Annotated in this window: 13 protein-coding genes; 4 read left to right on the top strand and 9 right to left on the bottom strand. The window is 68.2% G+C overall.

All coding sequences use genetic code 11. The annotated features are described in order from the left end of the window. Nucleotides 1-94: 94 nt before the first annotated feature. The 3 genes from glnX to ACZYZ9_RS07195 are packed head-to-tail and all read left to right on the top strand — an operon-like array spanning nt 95 to nt 4,703. The gene (glnX, locus tag ACZYZ9_RS07205; RefSeq protein ID WP_463825558.1) at nt 95-1,414 is read left to right on the top strand and encodes a protein kinase G-activating protein GlnX; all 1,320 of its coding nucleotides are present in this window, start codon (nt 95-97) and stop codon (nt 1,412-1,414) included. Further along, nucleotides 1,414-2,391 (top strand): glutamate ABC transporter substrate-binding protein, encoded by a 978-nt coding sequence (locus ACZYZ9_RS07200; RefSeq protein WP_463825557.1) that lies wholly within the window; start codon nt 1,414-1,416, stop codon nt 2,389-2,391. Before glnX ends, ACZYZ9_RS07200 begins: the two co-directional genes overlap by 1 nt. Continuing rightward, nucleotides 2,391-4,703: a serine/threonine-protein kinase PknG gene (locus tag ACZYZ9_RS07195; protein WP_463825555.1), complete on the top strand. Its 2,313-nt coding sequence runs from the start codon at nt 2,391-2,393 to the stop codon at nt 4,701-4,703. Before ACZYZ9_RS07200 ends, ACZYZ9_RS07195 begins: the two co-directional genes overlap by 1 nt. Before the next feature lie 121 nt (nt 4,704-4,824). On the opposite strand, the gene ACZYZ9_RS07190 is transcribed toward ACZYZ9_RS07195, so the two are convergent. The 4 genes from ACZYZ9_RS07190 to fgd all read right to left on the bottom strand — a co-directional run bounded on the left by ACZYZ9_RS07190 (nt 4,825) and on the right by fgd (nt 10,003). Continuing rightward, a complete protein-coding gene (locus ACZYZ9_RS07190) occupies nt 4,825-5,700 on the bottom strand; it encodes a hypothetical protein (protein WP_463825554.1) in 876 nt (291 codons plus the stop codon). 79 nt (nt 5,701-5,779) lie between these two features. After that, nucleotides 5,780-6,928: an acetate kinase gene (locus ACZYZ9_RS07185; protein WP_463825553.1), complete on the bottom strand. Its 1,149-nt coding sequence runs from the start codon at nt 6,926-6,928 to the stop codon at nt 5,780-5,782. Continuing rightward, nucleotides 6,925-9,000 (bottom strand): phosphate acetyltransferase, encoded by a 2,076-nt coding sequence (gene pta, locus ACZYZ9_RS07180; RefSeq protein WP_463825552.1) that lies wholly within the window; start codon nt 8,998-9,000, stop codon nt 6,925-6,927. The genes ACZYZ9_RS07185 and pta overlap by 4 nt, the downstream gene beginning before the upstream one ends. Beyond that, nucleotides 8,993-10,003: a glucose-6-phosphate dehydrogenase (coenzyme-F420) gene (fgd, locus tag ACZYZ9_RS07175; protein ID WP_463825550.1), complete on the bottom strand. Its 1,011-nt coding sequence runs from the start codon at nt 10,001-10,003 to the stop codon at nt 8,993-8,995. Before fgd ends, pta begins: the two co-directional genes overlap by 8 nt. Before the next feature lie 79 nt (nt 10,004-10,082). Between fgd and ACZYZ9_RS07170 the strand changes: the two genes are divergently transcribed. Then, a complete protein-coding gene (locus tag ACZYZ9_RS07170) occupies nt 10,083-10,820 on the top strand; it encodes an MBL fold metallo-hydrolase (protein ID WP_463825549.1) in 738 nt (245 codons plus the stop codon). Here ACZYZ9_RS07170 and ACZYZ9_RS07165 read toward each other — a convergent pair. Genes ACZYZ9_RS07165 through ACZYZ9_RS07145 form a run of 5 tightly spaced genes read right to left on the bottom strand, consistent with a single transcriptional unit; the run spans nt 10,817 to nt 15,651 of the window. Further along, nucleotides 10,817-12,127 carry an NtaA/DmoA family FMN-dependent monooxygenase gene (locus tag ACZYZ9_RS07165; protein WP_463825548.1) on the bottom strand — a complete coding sequence of 437 codons (1,311 nt, stop codon included), beginning with the start codon at nt 12,125-12,127 and terminating at the stop codon, nt 10,817-10,819. The genes ACZYZ9_RS07170 and ACZYZ9_RS07165 overlap by 4 nt on opposite strands. Next, nucleotides 12,124-13,239, bottom strand: coding sequence for an LLM class flavin-dependent oxidoreductase (locus tag ACZYZ9_RS07160; protein ID WP_463825547.1), 1,116 nt, complete (start codon nt 13,237-13,239; stop codon nt 12,124-12,126). Before ACZYZ9_RS07160 ends, ACZYZ9_RS07165 begins: the two co-directional genes overlap by 4 nt. Next, nucleotides 13,236-14,282: an LLM class flavin-dependent oxidoreductase gene (locus ACZYZ9_RS07155; RefSeq protein ID WP_463825546.1), complete on the bottom strand. Its 1,047-nt coding sequence runs from the start codon at nt 14,280-14,282 to the stop codon at nt 13,236-13,238. Before ACZYZ9_RS07155 ends, ACZYZ9_RS07160 begins: the two co-directional genes overlap by 4 nt. Then, nucleotides 14,279-14,776, bottom strand: a complete 498-nt coding sequence (locus tag ACZYZ9_RS07150; protein WP_463825545.1) for a GNAT family N-acetyltransferase — start codon at nt 14,774-14,776, stop codon at nt 14,279-14,281. The genes ACZYZ9_RS07155 and ACZYZ9_RS07150 overlap by 4 nt, the downstream gene beginning before the upstream one ends. Further along, a complete protein-coding gene (locus tag ACZYZ9_RS07145; protein ID WP_463825964.1) occupies nt 14,776-15,651 on the bottom strand; it encodes an SAM-dependent methyltransferase in 876 nt (291 codons plus the stop codon). The genes ACZYZ9_RS07150 and ACZYZ9_RS07145 overlap by 1 nt, the downstream gene beginning before the upstream one ends. Nucleotides 15,652-15,668 lie beyond the last annotated feature (17 nt).

The following is a 15,668-nucleotide window of genomic DNA, read 5'->3' as shown; positions in this document are numbered from 1 at the left end:
AATTCGTGCCGCCTCCCCACATCCTCGCCGAGATGCTCATAAACTCGACGCATACGGGTTGGTGAGATGGCCGAAAGATGAGGGCTGAGCAGAAGTGACGGTTGAGCTGGCGCATCCGTCGACCGAGCCACTGGGATCGCGCTCCCCCGCCGAACCCGCACATCCCCGCTGGTGGTTCGTGTCCACCACCCCCGGCCGCATCCTGACCATCGGCATCGTGTTGGCCGCCCTGGGGGTGGCCAGCGCGTTCGCGACTTCCACCACGATCAACCACCGCCAGCAGGTGCTGACCACGGTGCTCGAGCACACCGAGCCGCTGTCGTTCGCGGCCGGCCGGCTGTACACCACACTGTCGGTGGCCGACGCGGCGGCAGCCACGGCGTTCATCGGGCAGACCGAACCGCGGGCTGTGCGGTTGCGGTACGAGCAGGCCATCACCGACGCCGCGGTCGCGGTGACCCGGGCCTCGAGCGGTCTGACCGACCAATCGCTGGTGCAGCTGCTCGGCCGGCTCAACGCCGAACTGGCCGTCTATACCGGGCTCATCGAGATCGCCCGCACCAACAACCGGGCCGGTAACCCGGTCGGCTCGTCGTACCTGTCGGAGGCGTCCGGGCTGATGCAGTCACGGATCCTCCCCGACGCGCAGCGGCTCTACCAGGCGACCTCGAACCGGGTGGACAGCGAGACCACCGCCTCGACGCAGATCCCGGCCCCGGTCATCCTGGTCGTGGCCACCACCGTGGTGTTCGGCGCGTTCTCCCATCGCTGGCTGGCGCGGCGCACCCGGCGGCGGGTAAACCCGGGCCTGGTCGTCGGCGCGCTCGGTATTCTCGTCATGGTGGTGTGGGTGGGGACCGCGTTGGCTATTTCCACGACGGCGAGTCGTAGCGCGAAGGACACTGCCGCCGAGTCGCTCAAGACGGTGACCAACCTGGCGATCACCGCCCAGCAGGCACGGGCCGACGAGACGTTGTCGCTGATCCGCCGCGGTGACGAGGAGGTCCGCAAACAGGCCTTCTACCAGCGCATCGACGCCATGCATCACCAGCTCGACGCGTACATGGCCCGCAACGACGCCGTCGACAAGCCCGATCTGCAGGGTGCCGATCAACTGCTGGTGCGCTGGCAGCAGGCCAACGACCGGATCAACGCCTACATCGCGGTAGGCAACTACCGGGCCGCCACCCAGGTGGCGTTGGGCAAGGGCGAGGACGACTCGACCCCCGCCTTCGACAAGCTCGACGAGGCACTCACCAAGGCCATCGAGCAGAGTCGCAATCATTTGCGCACCGACGTGCTCAATGCCTACCGGGGACTGGCCGGGGCGCAGATCGGCGCGGTGGTGCTCAGCCTGAGCGCCGCCGTCGCGGTCGCGCTGGGGCTGTGGCCGCGGCTGAAAGAGTATCGGTGATGAGGCGCCGGGGCCGGATCCGACGAGTTGCCGGGCTGGTTGCGCTCACGGTCGGCCTGGCCGGTTGCGGTCACTCCGAACCACTGAAGGTCGACGCGGCGCCGACCCTGCCACTGCCGACGCCGGTGGGCATGCAGGAGCTGCCGATGGAGGCTCCGCTGCCGCCGGACAGCACCAGCCAGGACTGCAACCCCACCGCCAGCTTGCGGCCATTTCCCAACCGCGCCGACGCCGACGCCGCGGTGGCCGGCATCCGTGCCCGCGGCCGGCTGATCGTCGGCCTGGACATCGGCAGCAATCTGTTCAGCTTCCGCGACCCGATCAGCGGCGATATCACCGGATTCGACGTCGACATCGCCGGCGAGGTGGCGCGCGACATCTTCGGCAGCCCCAACCACGTCGAGTACCGGATCCTGTCGGCCGACGAACGCATCACCGCGTTGCAACGCTCGCAGGTCGACATCGTCGTCAAGACCATGACCATCACGTGCGAGCGGCGCAAGCTGGTCAACTTCTCCACCGTGTACCTCGACGCCAGCCAGCGCATCCTGGCGCCGCGGGACTCGCCGATCGCCAAGGTGGCCGACCTGTCCGGCAAGCGGGTCTGCGTGGCCCGCGGCACCACCTCGCTGCGCCGGATCCGCGAGATCGCGCCGCCCCCGGTGATCGTCTCGGTGGTGAACTGGGCCGACTGCCTGGTGGCGATGCAGCAACGCCAGATCGACGCGGTGTCCACCGACGACTCGATCCTGGCAGGTCTGGTCGGCGAAGACCCCTACCTGCACATCGTCGGGCCGAACATGGCCACCCAGCCGTACGGCATCGGGATCAACCTGGACAACACCGGCCTGGTCCGGTTCGTCAACGGCACCCTCGAGCGCATCCGCGGCGACGGCACCTGGAACACGTTGTACCGCAAGTGGTTGACCGACCTGGGTCCCGCCCCGCTGCCGCCCCAGCCGAAGTACGTGGACTGATGAGCAAGCAGGCATCCCAGGACCAGCAGGATGAGCTGGAGGGCACCGAACCGGCCCCCCAGCAGGAAGATGCGCAGACCGGCGCGACCGCGACGACCGGCCGCCCGCAAGCCACCCAGGCGCTGTTCCGGCCGGATTTCGACGACGACGATGACGATCTCGACAGCGACGACATCGCCTTTTCGCTGGGCTCCATAGACACCCAGCCGCAGGACCGGATCGCCGGGACGACGCGGTCGGTGCCGGCGATCCGGCAACTCGGCGGCGGGTTGGTGGAGATCCCGCGGGTGCCCGACATCGACCCGCTCAAGGCGTTGATGAAGAACCCCGTCGTCCCGGAAAGCAAGCGGTTCTGCTGGAACTGTGGCCGTCCGGTCGGCCGGTCCGGTTCGGAAGGCAAGGGCGGGGAAGGACCCAAGGAGGGTTGGTGCCCGTACTGTGGTAGCCCGTACTCCTTTGTGCCGCAACTGAATCCGGGCGATATCGTGGCCGGGCAGTACGAGGTGAAAGGTTGCATCGCGCACGGCGGGCTGGGCTGGGTCTACCTGGCGGTGGACCACAACGTCAACGACCGCCCGGTGGTGCTCAAGGGCCTGGTGCATTCCGGCGACGCGGAGGCACAGGCCATCGCCATGGCCGAGCGACAGTTCCTGGCCGAGGTCGTGCATCCGTCGATCGTGCAGATCTTCAACTTCGTCGAGCACAACGACAAGCACGGCGACCCGGTCGGCTACATCGTCATGGAGTACATCGGCGGCCAGTCGCTCAAGCGCAGCCGCAAGAACGGGAAGACGGAGAAGCTGCCGGTCGCCGAGGCGATCGCCTACATCCTGGAAATCCTGCCCGCGATGAGCTACCTGCATTCGATCGGCCTGGTCTACAACGACCTCAAGCCGGAGAACATCATGCTCACCGAGGAGCAGCTCAAGCTGATCGACCTCGGCGCGGTGTCGCGGATCAACTCGTTCGGCTACCTCTACGGCACCCCTGGCTTCCAGGCCCCCGAGATCGTGCGGACCGGGCCGACCATCGCCACCGACATCTACACCGTGGGCCGCACGCTGGCCGCATTGACGCTGAACCTGCGCACCCGCAACGGCCGCTACGTGGACGGCCTGCCCGACGACGACCCGGTACTTGCCGAGTACGACTCGTTCGGCCGGTTGTTGCGCCGCGCCATCGACCCGGACCCCCGGCGGCGATTCGCCAGCGCCGAGGAGATGTCCGCGCAGCTAATGGGGGTGTTGCGGGAGGTGGTCGCGGCCGACACCGGGGTGCCGCGACCCGGCCTGTCCACCATCTTCAGCCCGAGCCGCTCCACCTTCGGGGTGGACCTGCTGGTCGCCCACACCGACGTTTACCTGGACGGACAGGTGCATTCGGAGAAGCTGACCGCCAAGGAGATCGTCACCGCGTTGTCGGTCCCCCTGGTCGATCCGGCTGACGTGGCCGCACCGGTGCTGCAGGCCACCGTCTTGTCCCAGCCGGTGCAGACGCTGGATTCGCTGCGGGCGGCGCGCCACGGTTCGCTGGACGCCGACGGCGCCGACGTCTCGGAGTCGGTGGAACTGCCGCTGATGGAAGTCCGGGCCCTGCTGGACCTCGGCGATGTCAGCAAAGCCACGCGCAAGCTCAACGACCTCGCCGCGCGGGTCGGCTGGCGGTGGCGGCTGGTCTGGTACCGGGCCGTGTCCGAGCTGCTCACCGGCGACTATGACTCGGCCATCAAGGACTTCACCGACGTGCTGGACACCTTCCCGGGCGAGCTGGCCCCCAAGCTGGCGCTGGCCGCCACTGCTGAACTGGCCGGCAAACCGGACGAGCAGAAGTTCTACCGGACGGTGTGGAACACCAACGACGGCGTGATCTCGGCCGCTTTCGGATTGGCGAGATCGCTGTCCGCGCAAGGTGATCGGAGTGGGGCGGTGCAGACGCTCGATGAAGTACCGCCCACCTCGCGGCACTTCACCACCGCGCGGCTGACCAGCGCGGTGACGCTGCTGTCCGGGCGGTCGCAGAACGAGATCACCGAGGAGCAGATCCGCGATGCGGCGCGCCGGGTGGAGGCGCTGCCGGCCACCGAACCCCGCGTGTTGCAGATCCGCGCGCTGGTGCTCGGCGGCGCGATGGACTGGCTGCAGGACAACGAGGCGAGCACCAACCACATCCTGGGTTTTCCGTTCACCGACCACGGCCTGCGGTTGGGTGTCGAGGCGTCGCTGCGCAACCTCGCCCGCGTCGCGCCCACCCAGCGGCACCGGTACACGCTGGTGGATATGGCCAACAAGGTGCGGCCCATCAGTACTTTCTGAAGCCCGGGCGCCGAGCGTGAACCCTGGGCGCCGGGTGTGAACCCTGGGCGGGAATTCGCCCGGCGGAATCCCGCCCTCCGCTCACATTCAAAACCACTGTTGCACAATGGACGCCACCAGCTCACACCCAACGCTGTAGCTCCGAATCCGGCGCAGGCCACCCGCGCTCTACCATCGCCACCCGCACTCGCCGAGTAATGCTCGCCGGGCGGTCCTCGGCGACTACCCGCACCATCAGCCAACCCTGCTGCTGAACGTCCTCCAGTCGGTGGATGTCGTAGACGTAGCGCCCCCGCCCGGTCTGATGGTGCATGCCCTCGTATTCGACGCCGACCTTGAACTCCTCCCACCCGACGTCGATGTGAGCGAACGGAATCCCGTTAGCGCCCAATACGGGTATCTGGGTCTGCGGCCGGGGAAACCCGGCTTCGATCAGCAGCATCCGTAGATAGCTCTCCCTGGGCGACTGCGCACCCGCGTCGACGAGTTCGAGCGCCGTCTCCAACCGTCGCAGCCCCGGCGACCCGGGGTGCCGTTGCGCGATGTCCAGGACATCGTCGACCGTGAAAAACGTCGCGGCAGCCAGTGCGTCCAACCGCGCGACCGCCGAATGCAGGGCGCCACCCCGACCGATGTCGAAGGCGGTGCGCGCCGCGGTGGTGACGAAGCGGCCGTCGATCAGCTGCACCTCACCCTCCAGCAGCCGGCACCGCCGAGTCACGACACCGCGCGGTGGCCGGGAGTTGTTGCAGACCAGTTCGATTGGCACGTCACGCGGAACCCACCTGGCACCGTGCAACCCTGCCGCGGCCGCACCCGCGATGACGGCGGTACCTTTCGCCCATAGCCAGGCCGCCGCAATGCGCTGCTCAAACGAAGGTTCGCCGGCCGCAGGCAGATAGATTCCGGGCAGCACCGCCCGGTATCGCGTGCGCAATTGATGACGGTTCAACACTCCGCGCTGCAGCGCGTCGCTGCCGACGAATGGTTCCTGCACGCCGCGAAGAATCGCACGACCGGCGCATCCCCCGAATACGTTGATCCACAGCTGCTCCGCAGGCGGGCACCGCCCACGTCTATCCGTTCAGCAGGCCGATGCAGTCGCGCGCAATCGCCAACTCCTCGTCGGTCGGCACCACCAGCACCGCGATCCGCGAACCGTCGGCGGAGATCCGCCGCGCGCCGCTCCCGGTCGTGTTGCGCTCGTCGTCCAGCTCGATCCCCAACTCGCCGAGTCCGGCCAGCGCGTCCCGGCGCACCACCGCGTCGTGCTTGCCGATCCCGGCGGTGAAGCTGATGACATCGCAGTGCCCGAGCACCGCCAGATAGGCACCGATGTACTTGCGCAGCCGGTGGATGAACACGTCGTAGGCCAATTTTGCTGCGGCATCGCCGGATTCGATCATGGACCGCAGCCGGCGGAAGTCGCGTTCGCCCGCCAGACCCTGCACCCCGGACTGCTTGTTCAGCATGGTTTCGATCTCCTCGACACCGAGGTCCGCCGCGCGCCACAGATAGCTGAACACGCCCGGATCGATATCACCGCTGCGGGTGCCCATCACCAGGCCCTCCAGCGGGGTCAGGCCCATCGATGTCTCGACCGGCCGGCCGCCCACCACCGCCGAAGCGGACGCGCCGTTACCCAGATGCAGCACGATCTGGTTCACCTCGGACCACGGCCGGCCCAGGAACTCAGCGGCCTGCCGGCTGACGAATTCGTGTGAGGTGCCGTGGAATCCGTACCGGCGGATCTGCCACCTCTCGGCCAGCTCGCGGTCGATCGCATAGGTCTGCGCCGCCGCGGGCAGTTCGTGGAAGAAGGCGGTGTCGAACACGGCGACGTGCGGCACGTCCGGTAACAGTTTGCGGGCCACCCCGATACCCGCCAGCGCGGGCGGGTTGTGCAGCGGAGCCAGCGGCGAAAGTTTCTTCAGCTCCGCGATCACCTGGTCGTCGAGCCGCGTCGGCTCGTGAAACCGGTTGCCGCCGTGCACAACCCGATGACCGACCGCGACCAGCCCACAGTCGTGCAGGTCGATTCCGTCGTCGTCCAGCATGTCGAAGGCACGACGCAGCGCAGCTTCGTGGTCGGGGACTTCGGCGGATTTCTCCCCGATCTGTTCGACGACGCCGGCGGCCCGGGACGCCCCGGAGTCGGGATCGACGAGCTGGAACTTCAGCGAGGAGGATCCGGAGTTGATCACCAACACCGACCGGTCACTCATCGCTGCCCCTGCCCCTGAATCGCCGTGATTGCCACGGTGTTGACGATGTCTTCGACCAGCGCACCCCGGGACAGGTCGTTGACCGGCTTGCGCAGGCCCTGCAGCACCGGGCCGATCGCGATGGCGCCCGCGGAGCGCTGGACCGCCTTGTAGGTGTTGTTGCCGGTGTTGAGGTCCGGGAAGATCAGCACCGTGGCGCGACCGGCCACCGGCGAGTCGCGCATCTTGGTCGCCGCGACCGACGGGTCCACCGCGGCGTCGTATTGGATCGGGCCCTCGACCAACAGCTCCGGTTCTCGGGAGCGCACCAATTCCGTTGCAGCCCTGACTTTTTCCACGTCTGCGCCAGAGCCGGAGTCACCGGTGGAGTAGGACAGCATGGCCACCCGCGGGTCGATGCCGAACTGGGCGGCGGTGCGCGCCGAGCTGATCGCAATGTCGGCCAGCTGCTGGGGTGTCGGGTTGGGGACGATCGCGCAGTCTCCGTAGGCCAGCACCTTGTCCGGCAGACACATCAGGAAGATGCTGGACACGGTCGACACGTCCGGCACCGTGCGGATGATCTCCAGCGCCGGACGGACGGTGTGCGCCGTCGTGTGCACCGCGCCGGACACCATGCCGTCGACCATGTCGTGATACACCAGCATGGTGCCGAAATACGTTGCGTCATTCATGATTTCGCGTGCCTGCTCCAGGGTGACGCCCTTGGCCTCGCGCAACTCGGCGTACTTCTCGGCGAACTGCTCGTGCAGGTCGCTGGTGCGTGGGTCGATCACCTGCGCATCGTCGAGGCTGACGCCGAGTTCGGCGGCGCGCCCCCGGACCTGCCCCTCGTCGCCCAGGATCGTCAGCTCGGCGACCGAGCGCTGCAGCAGGCGTCCCGCAGAGCGCAGGATCCGGTCGTCCTCGCCCTCGGGCAGCACGATGCGCTTGCGGTCGGCTCGGGCCCGCTCCTGCAACTGGTGGGTGAACATCTGCGGCGTGGTGACCGTCGGGATGGGCAGGGCGAGTTGCTCGAGCAGATCGGTGACGTCGACGTGGCGGTGCATCATCGCCAGCGCGGTGTCGATCTTGCGCTGCGAGGCGACGGTGACCCGCCCGCGTGCCGAACCCGCCGCGCTGGCGGTGTCGTACGTGCCCAGCTTGGTGGCGATGATCGGCAGTCGCAGCTTCAGGCCGGCCACCAGCGCCGCGATCGAGGGGTGCAGGTCGAAGCCACCGTTGAGCACGATGCACGACAACGACGGAAAGCCTTCGGCCGCATGGGCACTCGCAACGGCGAGCACCACGTCCGAGCGGTCACCGGGGGTGATGACCGCCATGCCGTCGCGCAGCCGCTCCAGCACGTGGTCTGCCGTCATTCCGGCCACCATCACCCCGGTCACCTCGCGCTGGGCCAGCTGTTCGTCGCCGCGCACCGGCGTCCCGCGCACGGCGGTGGTGAGCTCGGCCACCGTCGGCGCGGCCAGCAGCGGCTCCTCGGGCAGCACGTAGCTGCGCGGGGTGAACCGCCGCAGCGCGTCCGACACCGCCGCCAGCTCGGTCGGATCGCAGCGGTTGGCCACCACCGCCGCGGTGTGCGCGCGCTGCGCGGACAGCTCGGCCAGACACACCTCGACGACGGCGGCGATCTCGGCAGGTGTGCGCCCCTTGCCGCGTACCGCAAGCAACACCGGGGCACCGAGATTCACGGCGATGCGCGCGTTGACGGAAAGCTCGGCCGGACTCGCCACGTCGGAGTAGTCACTGCCCACGATCACCACGACGTCGCATTTCGCGGCCATCGCGTGGTAGGTGTCGACGATGGTGGCGATGGCGGCGTCGCCGTCCTCATGCAGCTGCTGGTAGGTGACGCCGGCGCATTGTTCGTACGGCAGTCCCGCACTGCTGTGCGCCAGCAACAGCTCCAGGATGTAGTCCCGGCCGGCCTCGGCGCGCGTGATCGGCCGGAACACACCAACTTTGGCGACGGTGGCCGCCAACCGGTGAATCAGTCCGAGCGCGATCGTCGACTTACCGGTCTCCGACTCGGGCGCCGCGATGTAGATCGCCCTCGACGCGGTGTCAGCCAAGTTTGCGCAGCCTGGGCGCGAGGTCCTTATCGAACAGCTCCAGGAAGCGGCGCTGGTCGTGACCGGGAGCGTGGAAAACCAGGTGGTTGAGACCCCAGTCCACGTAGTCCTTGACCTTGGCGACGGCCTCGTCGGGGTCCGAGGCCACGATCCAACGCTTGGCGATCTGCTCGATCGGCAGTGCGTCGGCGGCCTTCTCCATCTCGATCGGGTCGTCGATGCTGTGCTTCTGCTCGGCGGACAACGACAGCGGCGCCCAGAAGCGGGTGTTCTCGCGGGCCAACTCCGGGTCGGTGTCGTAGGAGATCTTGATCTCGATCATCTTGTCGATGTCGTCGAGGTTGCGGTCGTTGATCTGCGCGCCTTCTTTGACGGCCGGGATCAGCTTCTCGGTGTAGAGCTCCTCGCCTTTTCCGGAGGTGCAGATGAAACCGTCGCCGGCGCGTCCGGCGTACTTGGCCACCGCGGGGCCGCCGGCGGCGATGTACACCGGGACGCCGCCCTCGGGTACGTCGTAGATCGAGGCGCCTTTGGTGCGGTAGTACTCGCCGTCGAAGTCGACGCGATCCCCGCGCCACAACTCGCGCATCAGCCGCACCGATTCCCGCAGCCGCGCGAACCGCTCTTTGAACTCCGGCCAGTCGCCCTCGTACCCGGTGGCGATCTCGTTGAGCGCTTCCCCGGTGCCGACGCCGAGGAACACGCGGCCGGGGTATAGGCATGCCATGGTCGCGAACGCCTGCGCGATGACGGCCGGGTTATACCGGAAAGTGGGGGTGAGCACCGAGGTGCCCAACTGCAGCCGCTCGGTGCGCTCGCCGACGGCGGTCATCCAGGCCAGCGAGAACGGGGCGTGCCCGCCCTTGTGCCGCCACGGCTGGAAATGGTCGCTGACGGTGGCGCTGTCCATGCCGTGCGCCTCGGCGAGAACGGCGAGTTCGACGAGCTCTCGGGGTGCGAATTGTTCGGCGGACGCCTTGTATCCGAGTTTCAGTTCAGCCACTAGTTCTTTCTACTCCTGACGGTCGCGACCCGCTGCGCCCGGCATCGCCGGGCTTGCGATCGCTCCTAGACTCACGACCATGACGGAGCTGGTGCAGATCACCGACAAGGTCCACCTCGCCCAGGGTCCCGCGGTCAACTGGACACTGGTCGCCGACGACACCGGCGCCATGTTGATCGATGCCGGTTACCCCGCCGACCGGGCGGAGGTGCTGGCCTCGCTGCGCAGGCTGGGCTACGAACCCGCCGACCTGCGCGCAATCCTGCTCACCCACGCCCACATCGACCATCTGGGCAGCGCGATCTGGTTCGCGCGCGAGCACGGCACCCCGGTGTACTGCCATGCCGACGAGGTCGGTCACGCGAAGCGCGAATACCTGGAGCAGGTGTCGATACCCGCGCTGGCGTTGCGGTTGTGGCGGCCTCGCTGGGCGGTGTGGACCGCGCATGTGGTGCGCAGCGGTGGCCTGATTCGTGCGGGCATCCCGACTGCCAGGCCGCTGACGGCCGACATCGCCGCCGGGCTGCCGGGTCGCCCGGCAGCGGTCTTCAGTCCCGGCCACACGAACGGCCACTGCTCGTATCTGGTCGACGGCGTCCTGGCCAGTGGTGACGCGCTGGTCACCGGGCATCCGCTGCTCCCGCACGACGGCCCCCAGTTGTTGCCGGCGATCTTCAGCTACAGCCAGCAGGAGTGCATCCGCACCCTGTCCGCGCTGGCCCGGGTGGAGTCCGAGCTGCTCGCCCCCGGTCATGGCCCGCTGTGGCGCGGCCCGATCCGCGAGGCGACCGATGCCGCGCTGCGCAAAGCGGGCTAATCGGCCAGCTGCTCGCGCAGCGTCACGCCGGTGTATTCGGTGCGGTAGGCGCCGCGCTCCTGCAGTAGCGGCACCACCCGGTCGACGAACTCGTCGAGGCCGTGCGGGGTGAGGTGCGGCACCAGGATGAATCCGTCGCAGGCGTCGGCCTGCACGTAGCGGTCGATCTCGTCGGCGATATGCGTTGCGGTGCCGACGAATTGCTCACGGCTGGTCACCGCGATGATCAGTTCGCGGATCGACAGGCCGTCGGCAGCGGCCCGCTCCCGCCAGCGACGTGCCACCGCGACCGGGTCGCCGTGCCGGACGCGCCCCTGGGAGATGTCGCTGTCGACGACGGGATCGACGTCGGGCAGCGGACCGTCCGGGTCGTAGTCGGAGAGTTCGCGGCCCCACACCTGCTCCAGCATCGCGATTGCGGTGGCGCCGCTGACCTGTTGGTGGCGGATGTGGTGAGCCTTATCGCGGGCGTCGTCGTCGGAGTCACCGAGCACGAACGTCGCGGCCGGAAAAACCTTGAGCTCGTCCGGGTTTCGGCCTTGCTTGCGGGCCCGGTCTTTGACGTCGGCGTAGTAGCGTCGGCCGTCGTCCAGGGAGCCGTGCAGGGTGAACAGTGCGTCGGCATGGCGGGCACCGAAGTTGCGGCCCTCATCGGAGTCGCCGGCCTGCAGCAGCACCGGATGCCCCTGCGGGCCGGCGGGCAGTGTCGCGAACCCCGTTACGTCGAAGTGGGATCCGGTGAATTCGACGCTGTGGATTTTGTCCGGATCGACGTAGGCGCCGTCGCGGCGCACCACCGCATCCGGGGCCCAGCTGTCCCAGAATTTGCGGGCCACGGTGACGAATTCCTCCGCCCGAGCGTAGCGCTCGGAGTGCGCCAGGAAACCGCCGCGGCGAAAGTTGGCCCCCGTGAACGCATCTGAGGAAGTCACGATGTTCCAGCCGGCCCGTCCCCCGGACAGGTGATCCAGGGTGGCGAATTGCCTTGCCACTTCGAATGGTTCGTTGAAGGTGGTGTTGATGGTTCCGGTCAGGCCGATTCGTTCGGTGACACCGGCCAGTGCCGCCAGCAGGGTGAACGTGTCCGGCCGGCCGACCACGTCCAGGTCGTAGATCTGCCCGCGATGTTCGCGCAACCGCAACCCTTCGGCCAGGAAGAAGAAGTCGAACAGACCGCGTTCGGCGGTGCGGGCCAGGTGCACGAACGAGTCGAAGTCGATCTGGCTTCCGGACGCGGGATCGCTCCACACGGTGGTGTTGTTGACGCCGGGAAAATGCGCGGCCAGATGAATGGGCTTGCGACTCATGGCGTCAGCCCCCAGCGGCGGGCGATCAGTTCATGGGACCGCAACCGGTCTTCGTGCCGGTGGGTGACCGAGGTGACGACGAGTTCGTCGGCGCCGGTCACCCGCTGCAGTGCCGCCAGGCGTTCGGCGACCTCGTCTGGGTTGCCGACGAATTGTGTTGCGAGCCGATCCTTAACCAGGTCGAACTGCGCTGCGGTGAGCGTTGGCAGGTGGTCCGATTCCGGGTAGGGCATGGCGCCCACCCCGGTGCGGATGGAGTACACCCAATGCCCGTAGCCGGCCGCCAGCCGCTGCGCGGTCTCGGTGTCGTCGGCAACCACGATATCGGCCGAGACCACCACATACGGCTTGTCCAGTGCCGCCGACGGCACGAACGTTTCGCGGTAAACCTCGATGGCCTCCAGCGCGGTGGCCGGCGTGATGTGGTAGCTGGCGACGAACGGCAATCCCAACGCGCCGGCGACGCGCGCGCTCTGCCCCCGGGTGCTGCCGAAGACCCACGGCCGCAGGCCGCTGCCCTCGCCGGGCACCGCGTGCACGTCGAACCCGCCGGCGCGGTAGCTTCCGTCCAGCAGCGCGAGAATGTCGCGGATCTGCTCGGCGAAGTCCGGCGAAATCGCTTCGGGTTGCTGCAGGATCGCCATGGTGGCCTGCAGCCGGTCGACATCGAGCAGTCCGCGCAGATCGAACGGGGTGGGGATCACGACGCCGTCAGTCTCATGCCAGACGCGCGGGGGCCGCGGCTGCCGGGGGCGCTTCGGTTTGCCTTCGTCGGAGCGACGTTGCCCGGACCGGCCGACGCCGAGATCGATGCGACCCGGGTAGAACGCATCGAGCATGCCGAAGTTCTCGACGACCGCGACCGCGGTGGTGTAGCCCAGCTGGACCGCCGCCGCGCCCACCCGAATCGTGTTGGTGGCAGCCGCAATCTGGCCGATCAGCACCGCCGGCGACGAACTGGCGACGCTGACGAAATGATGCTCGGCGACCCAGTAGCGGCGAAAGCCCCACCGCTCGGCCCGCTGCGCCAGGTCGATGGTGTTGCGCAGCGCGGTGGCTGCATCGCTGCCGGCGCTGATCGGCGCCAGGTCCAGGATCGAGAGCGGAATCATGTTGTCAGACCGATCCTTTCGCGCAGGGATTCGCCGTCGCGGTAGTGGGTGCGGAACCGGTCGGCGCGCTGCAGCAGCGGCACCACCTCGTCGACGATCACCGCCAGGTCGGTGGCATGCACCGCCGGGCGCAGTCGCACGCCGTCGAAACCCAGGCGCTGCCAGCCGAGCAACATCTCCACCAGTTCGGTCGGAGTGCCCGACCAGACCCAGGTATCCGAGCGGAAATCGTTCTGGCCGTGAAACGAAACCACAATGTCGGCAAAGACTTTCAGGTGTGCGCCGATGCCACGCACCTCATCGTGCAGTGCGCCCGCGGCGGCGTCGTCGCTGGGCGTGACGAACACGACATCGGCGGTAGCGGCCGCGAACTCATAGACGGGGGTCGCGTGGGCCAGCACGGCCACCACCGGCTGTCCCTGCGGCGGGCGCGGTGTGATCGAGGGCCCCTTGACCGAGAAGTACTTGCCGGTGAAGTCGATGTAGTGCAACTTGTCCCGGTCGATGAAACGACCGGTGGCCACGTCGCGGATCACCGCGTCGTCCTCCCAGCTGTCCCACAACCGGCGCACCACTTCGACGTAGTCGCGCGCCTCGTCGAACAGCTCATCGGGGTTGATGCGACGTCGGCCGAACAGTGCCGCCTCGTGCGCGGTGCCGCTGACCCGCGGCTGCCAGCCCGCCCGCCCGCGGGACACAAAATCAAGGGTGGCAATGGCTTTGGAGATGTGGAACGGCTCGGTGTGGGTGACCGTGGCGACCGGGATCAGGCCGATGTGTCGGGTGGCCGGGGCGATCCGGGCGGCGGTCAGCACCGCGTCACCGCGTCCGGTCAGCCGGTCGGGATGGATACGGGAGCTGCGCCCGATCTGCGGCATCAGTGTGTCGTCGATGGTGAGGAAATCGAGCAAGCCGCGTTCGGCGGTGACAGCGAGATCGGCCCAGTAGCCACCGCTGAGCACCGAACGCGATTCGGCGACCAGCGCCCACGCCTGCGGGTGCCAGCCATACCCGTCGAGCGCAACCCCCAGGTGCAGGGTCACTGCAACGCCTTCAAGAAGGCGATCGGGAGTACCGGCCCGCGCGTCGGCAGCGGCTCGGACAGCTGGGTGTAGCCCAGCGAGCGGTACAACTGCACGGCCTCTGGCTGACGGTCGCCGGTGACCAGATACACGCGGCGGTAACCGCTGGCCGCGATGTCGGCCTCCAGCGCAGCCACCAGCGCGGCCGCATACCCTCGGCGGCGGTGGTCGCGGTGCGTCCAGACCCGTTTGATCTCGGCGGTCTGATCGTCGTAACGACAGAACGCGCCCCCGGTCACCGACCGGCCGTCCACCAGGCCGATGAGCATGCCGCCGTGCGGGGCGGCGAACTCCCCGGCCGGTCCGTCGACCAGCCAGTTCCGGATCAGCGGGCGTTCCATCCCGTACCGAACCGAGTACTCGTCGGCCAACTCCTCCAGCAGCGGCTGCGCGTGCGGATCGTCGAGCGTGACCGGCACGAAGCGCAGCCCGGGGCGGGTTGAGGGGGTGGGCATCACGTAACTGTCAAACGCTTGTCGCGAGAAAGCATTCCGGTGAGATATCGGGGGCTGGCCGCGACATCGCGCGGACTCATCCGTCGGCGTCCCGCAAAGCCGCCGGCGGCGAGCAGCTCGAGGATGCTGCGATCGTTGACCACCCAGCGATGCGCCGCCAGGTTCTCCGGGACCGAGCGGAATTCGGCTGTGTAGGTCAATTTGGTCAGGTCGACATCCAGACCCTGATCACGCCACTGGTCGATGAACGCCCGCCCTTCGGTGAGCTGGACGGGGGTCCAGGGCAGATGGTCCGCGGCGAACCAGCTGCCCGGGGCGCTGACCTCACTGGCCTCGCGCAGCAACCGGTCCTGCGCGTGCGGCGGCAGATAGCCCACGAGCAGGTTCTCGGCGACCCAGACAGTGCGCTGGGCCGGGTCGAAGCCGGCGCGGCACAGCGCCGTCAGCCAGTCGCAGCGCAGATCGACGCCCAGCGCGCGCCGGTGCGCGGCCAGCTTGACGCCCATGTCGCGCAGTACTTTCCCCCCGAACTCGACCACGTCGGGCTGGTCGAGTTCGTACAGCGTGGTCCCCGGTGGCCACCACAGCCGGTACGCGCGAGTGTCCAGACCCGAGCCCAGGTTCACCACCTGGCGGATGCCGGCCCGCGCCGCGCCGGTGAGGAACTCGTCCAGGAACCGGCCGTGTATCGCGAGGACACTGATCATCCCGGACATCACCGGGTCGCCGCCGTCGGCCGCGTACTGCTCGTCCCCGATCAACCGGATGAAGTACTCCACCCCGGCGGCGCGGACCAGCGGCTCAGCGTACGGATCGTTGATCAACCCCTTGTTGGTGGCCACCGCCCGGGCGGTCGCCCCGAACGTCGCGGTCATCCCGACGCCGGTCGCCG

The organism is Mycobacterium sp. IDUB_28 (assembly GCF_055419285.1).
Note: the sequence above shows the minus strand (reverse complement) of the source record. Positions and strands in the feature narration are given on the sequence as shown.

Excerpts from the sequence above, each read along its gene's own strand:
- ACZYZ9_RS07200 (WP_463825557.1), top strand. The coding sequence starts at position 1,414 with ATGAGGCGCCGGGGCCGGATCCGACGAGTTGCCGGGCTGGTTGCGCTC.
- ACZYZ9_RS07195 (WP_463825555.1), top strand. The coding sequence starts at position 2,391 with ATGAGCAAGCAGGCATCCCAGGACCAGCAGGATGAGCTGGAGGGCACC.
- ACZYZ9_RS07185 (WP_463825553.1), bottom strand. The coding sequence starts at position 6,928 with ATGAGTGACCGGTCGGTGTTGGTGATCAACTCCGGATCCTCCTCGCTG.
- ACZYZ9_RS07170 (WP_463825549.1), top strand. The coding sequence starts at position 10,083 with ATGACGGAGCTGGTGCAGATCACCGACAAGGTCCACCTCGCCCAGGGT.
- ACZYZ9_RS07165 (WP_463825548.1), bottom strand. The coding sequence starts at position 12,127 with ATGAGTCGCAAGCCCATTCATCTGGCCGCGCATTTTCCCGGCGTCAAC.
- ACZYZ9_RS07160 (WP_463825547.1), bottom strand. The coding sequence starts at position 13,239 with ATGATTCCGCTCTCGATCCTGGACCTGGCGCCGATCAGCGCCGGCAGC.
- ACZYZ9_RS07150 (WP_463825545.1), bottom strand. The coding sequence starts at position 14,776 with ATGCCCACCCCCTCAACCCGCCCCGGGCTGCGCTTCGTGCCGGTCACG.
- ACZYZ9_RS07145 (WP_463825964.1), bottom strand. The coding sequence starts at position 15,651 with ATGACCGCGACGTTCGGGGCGACCGCCCGGGCGGTGGCCACCAACAAG.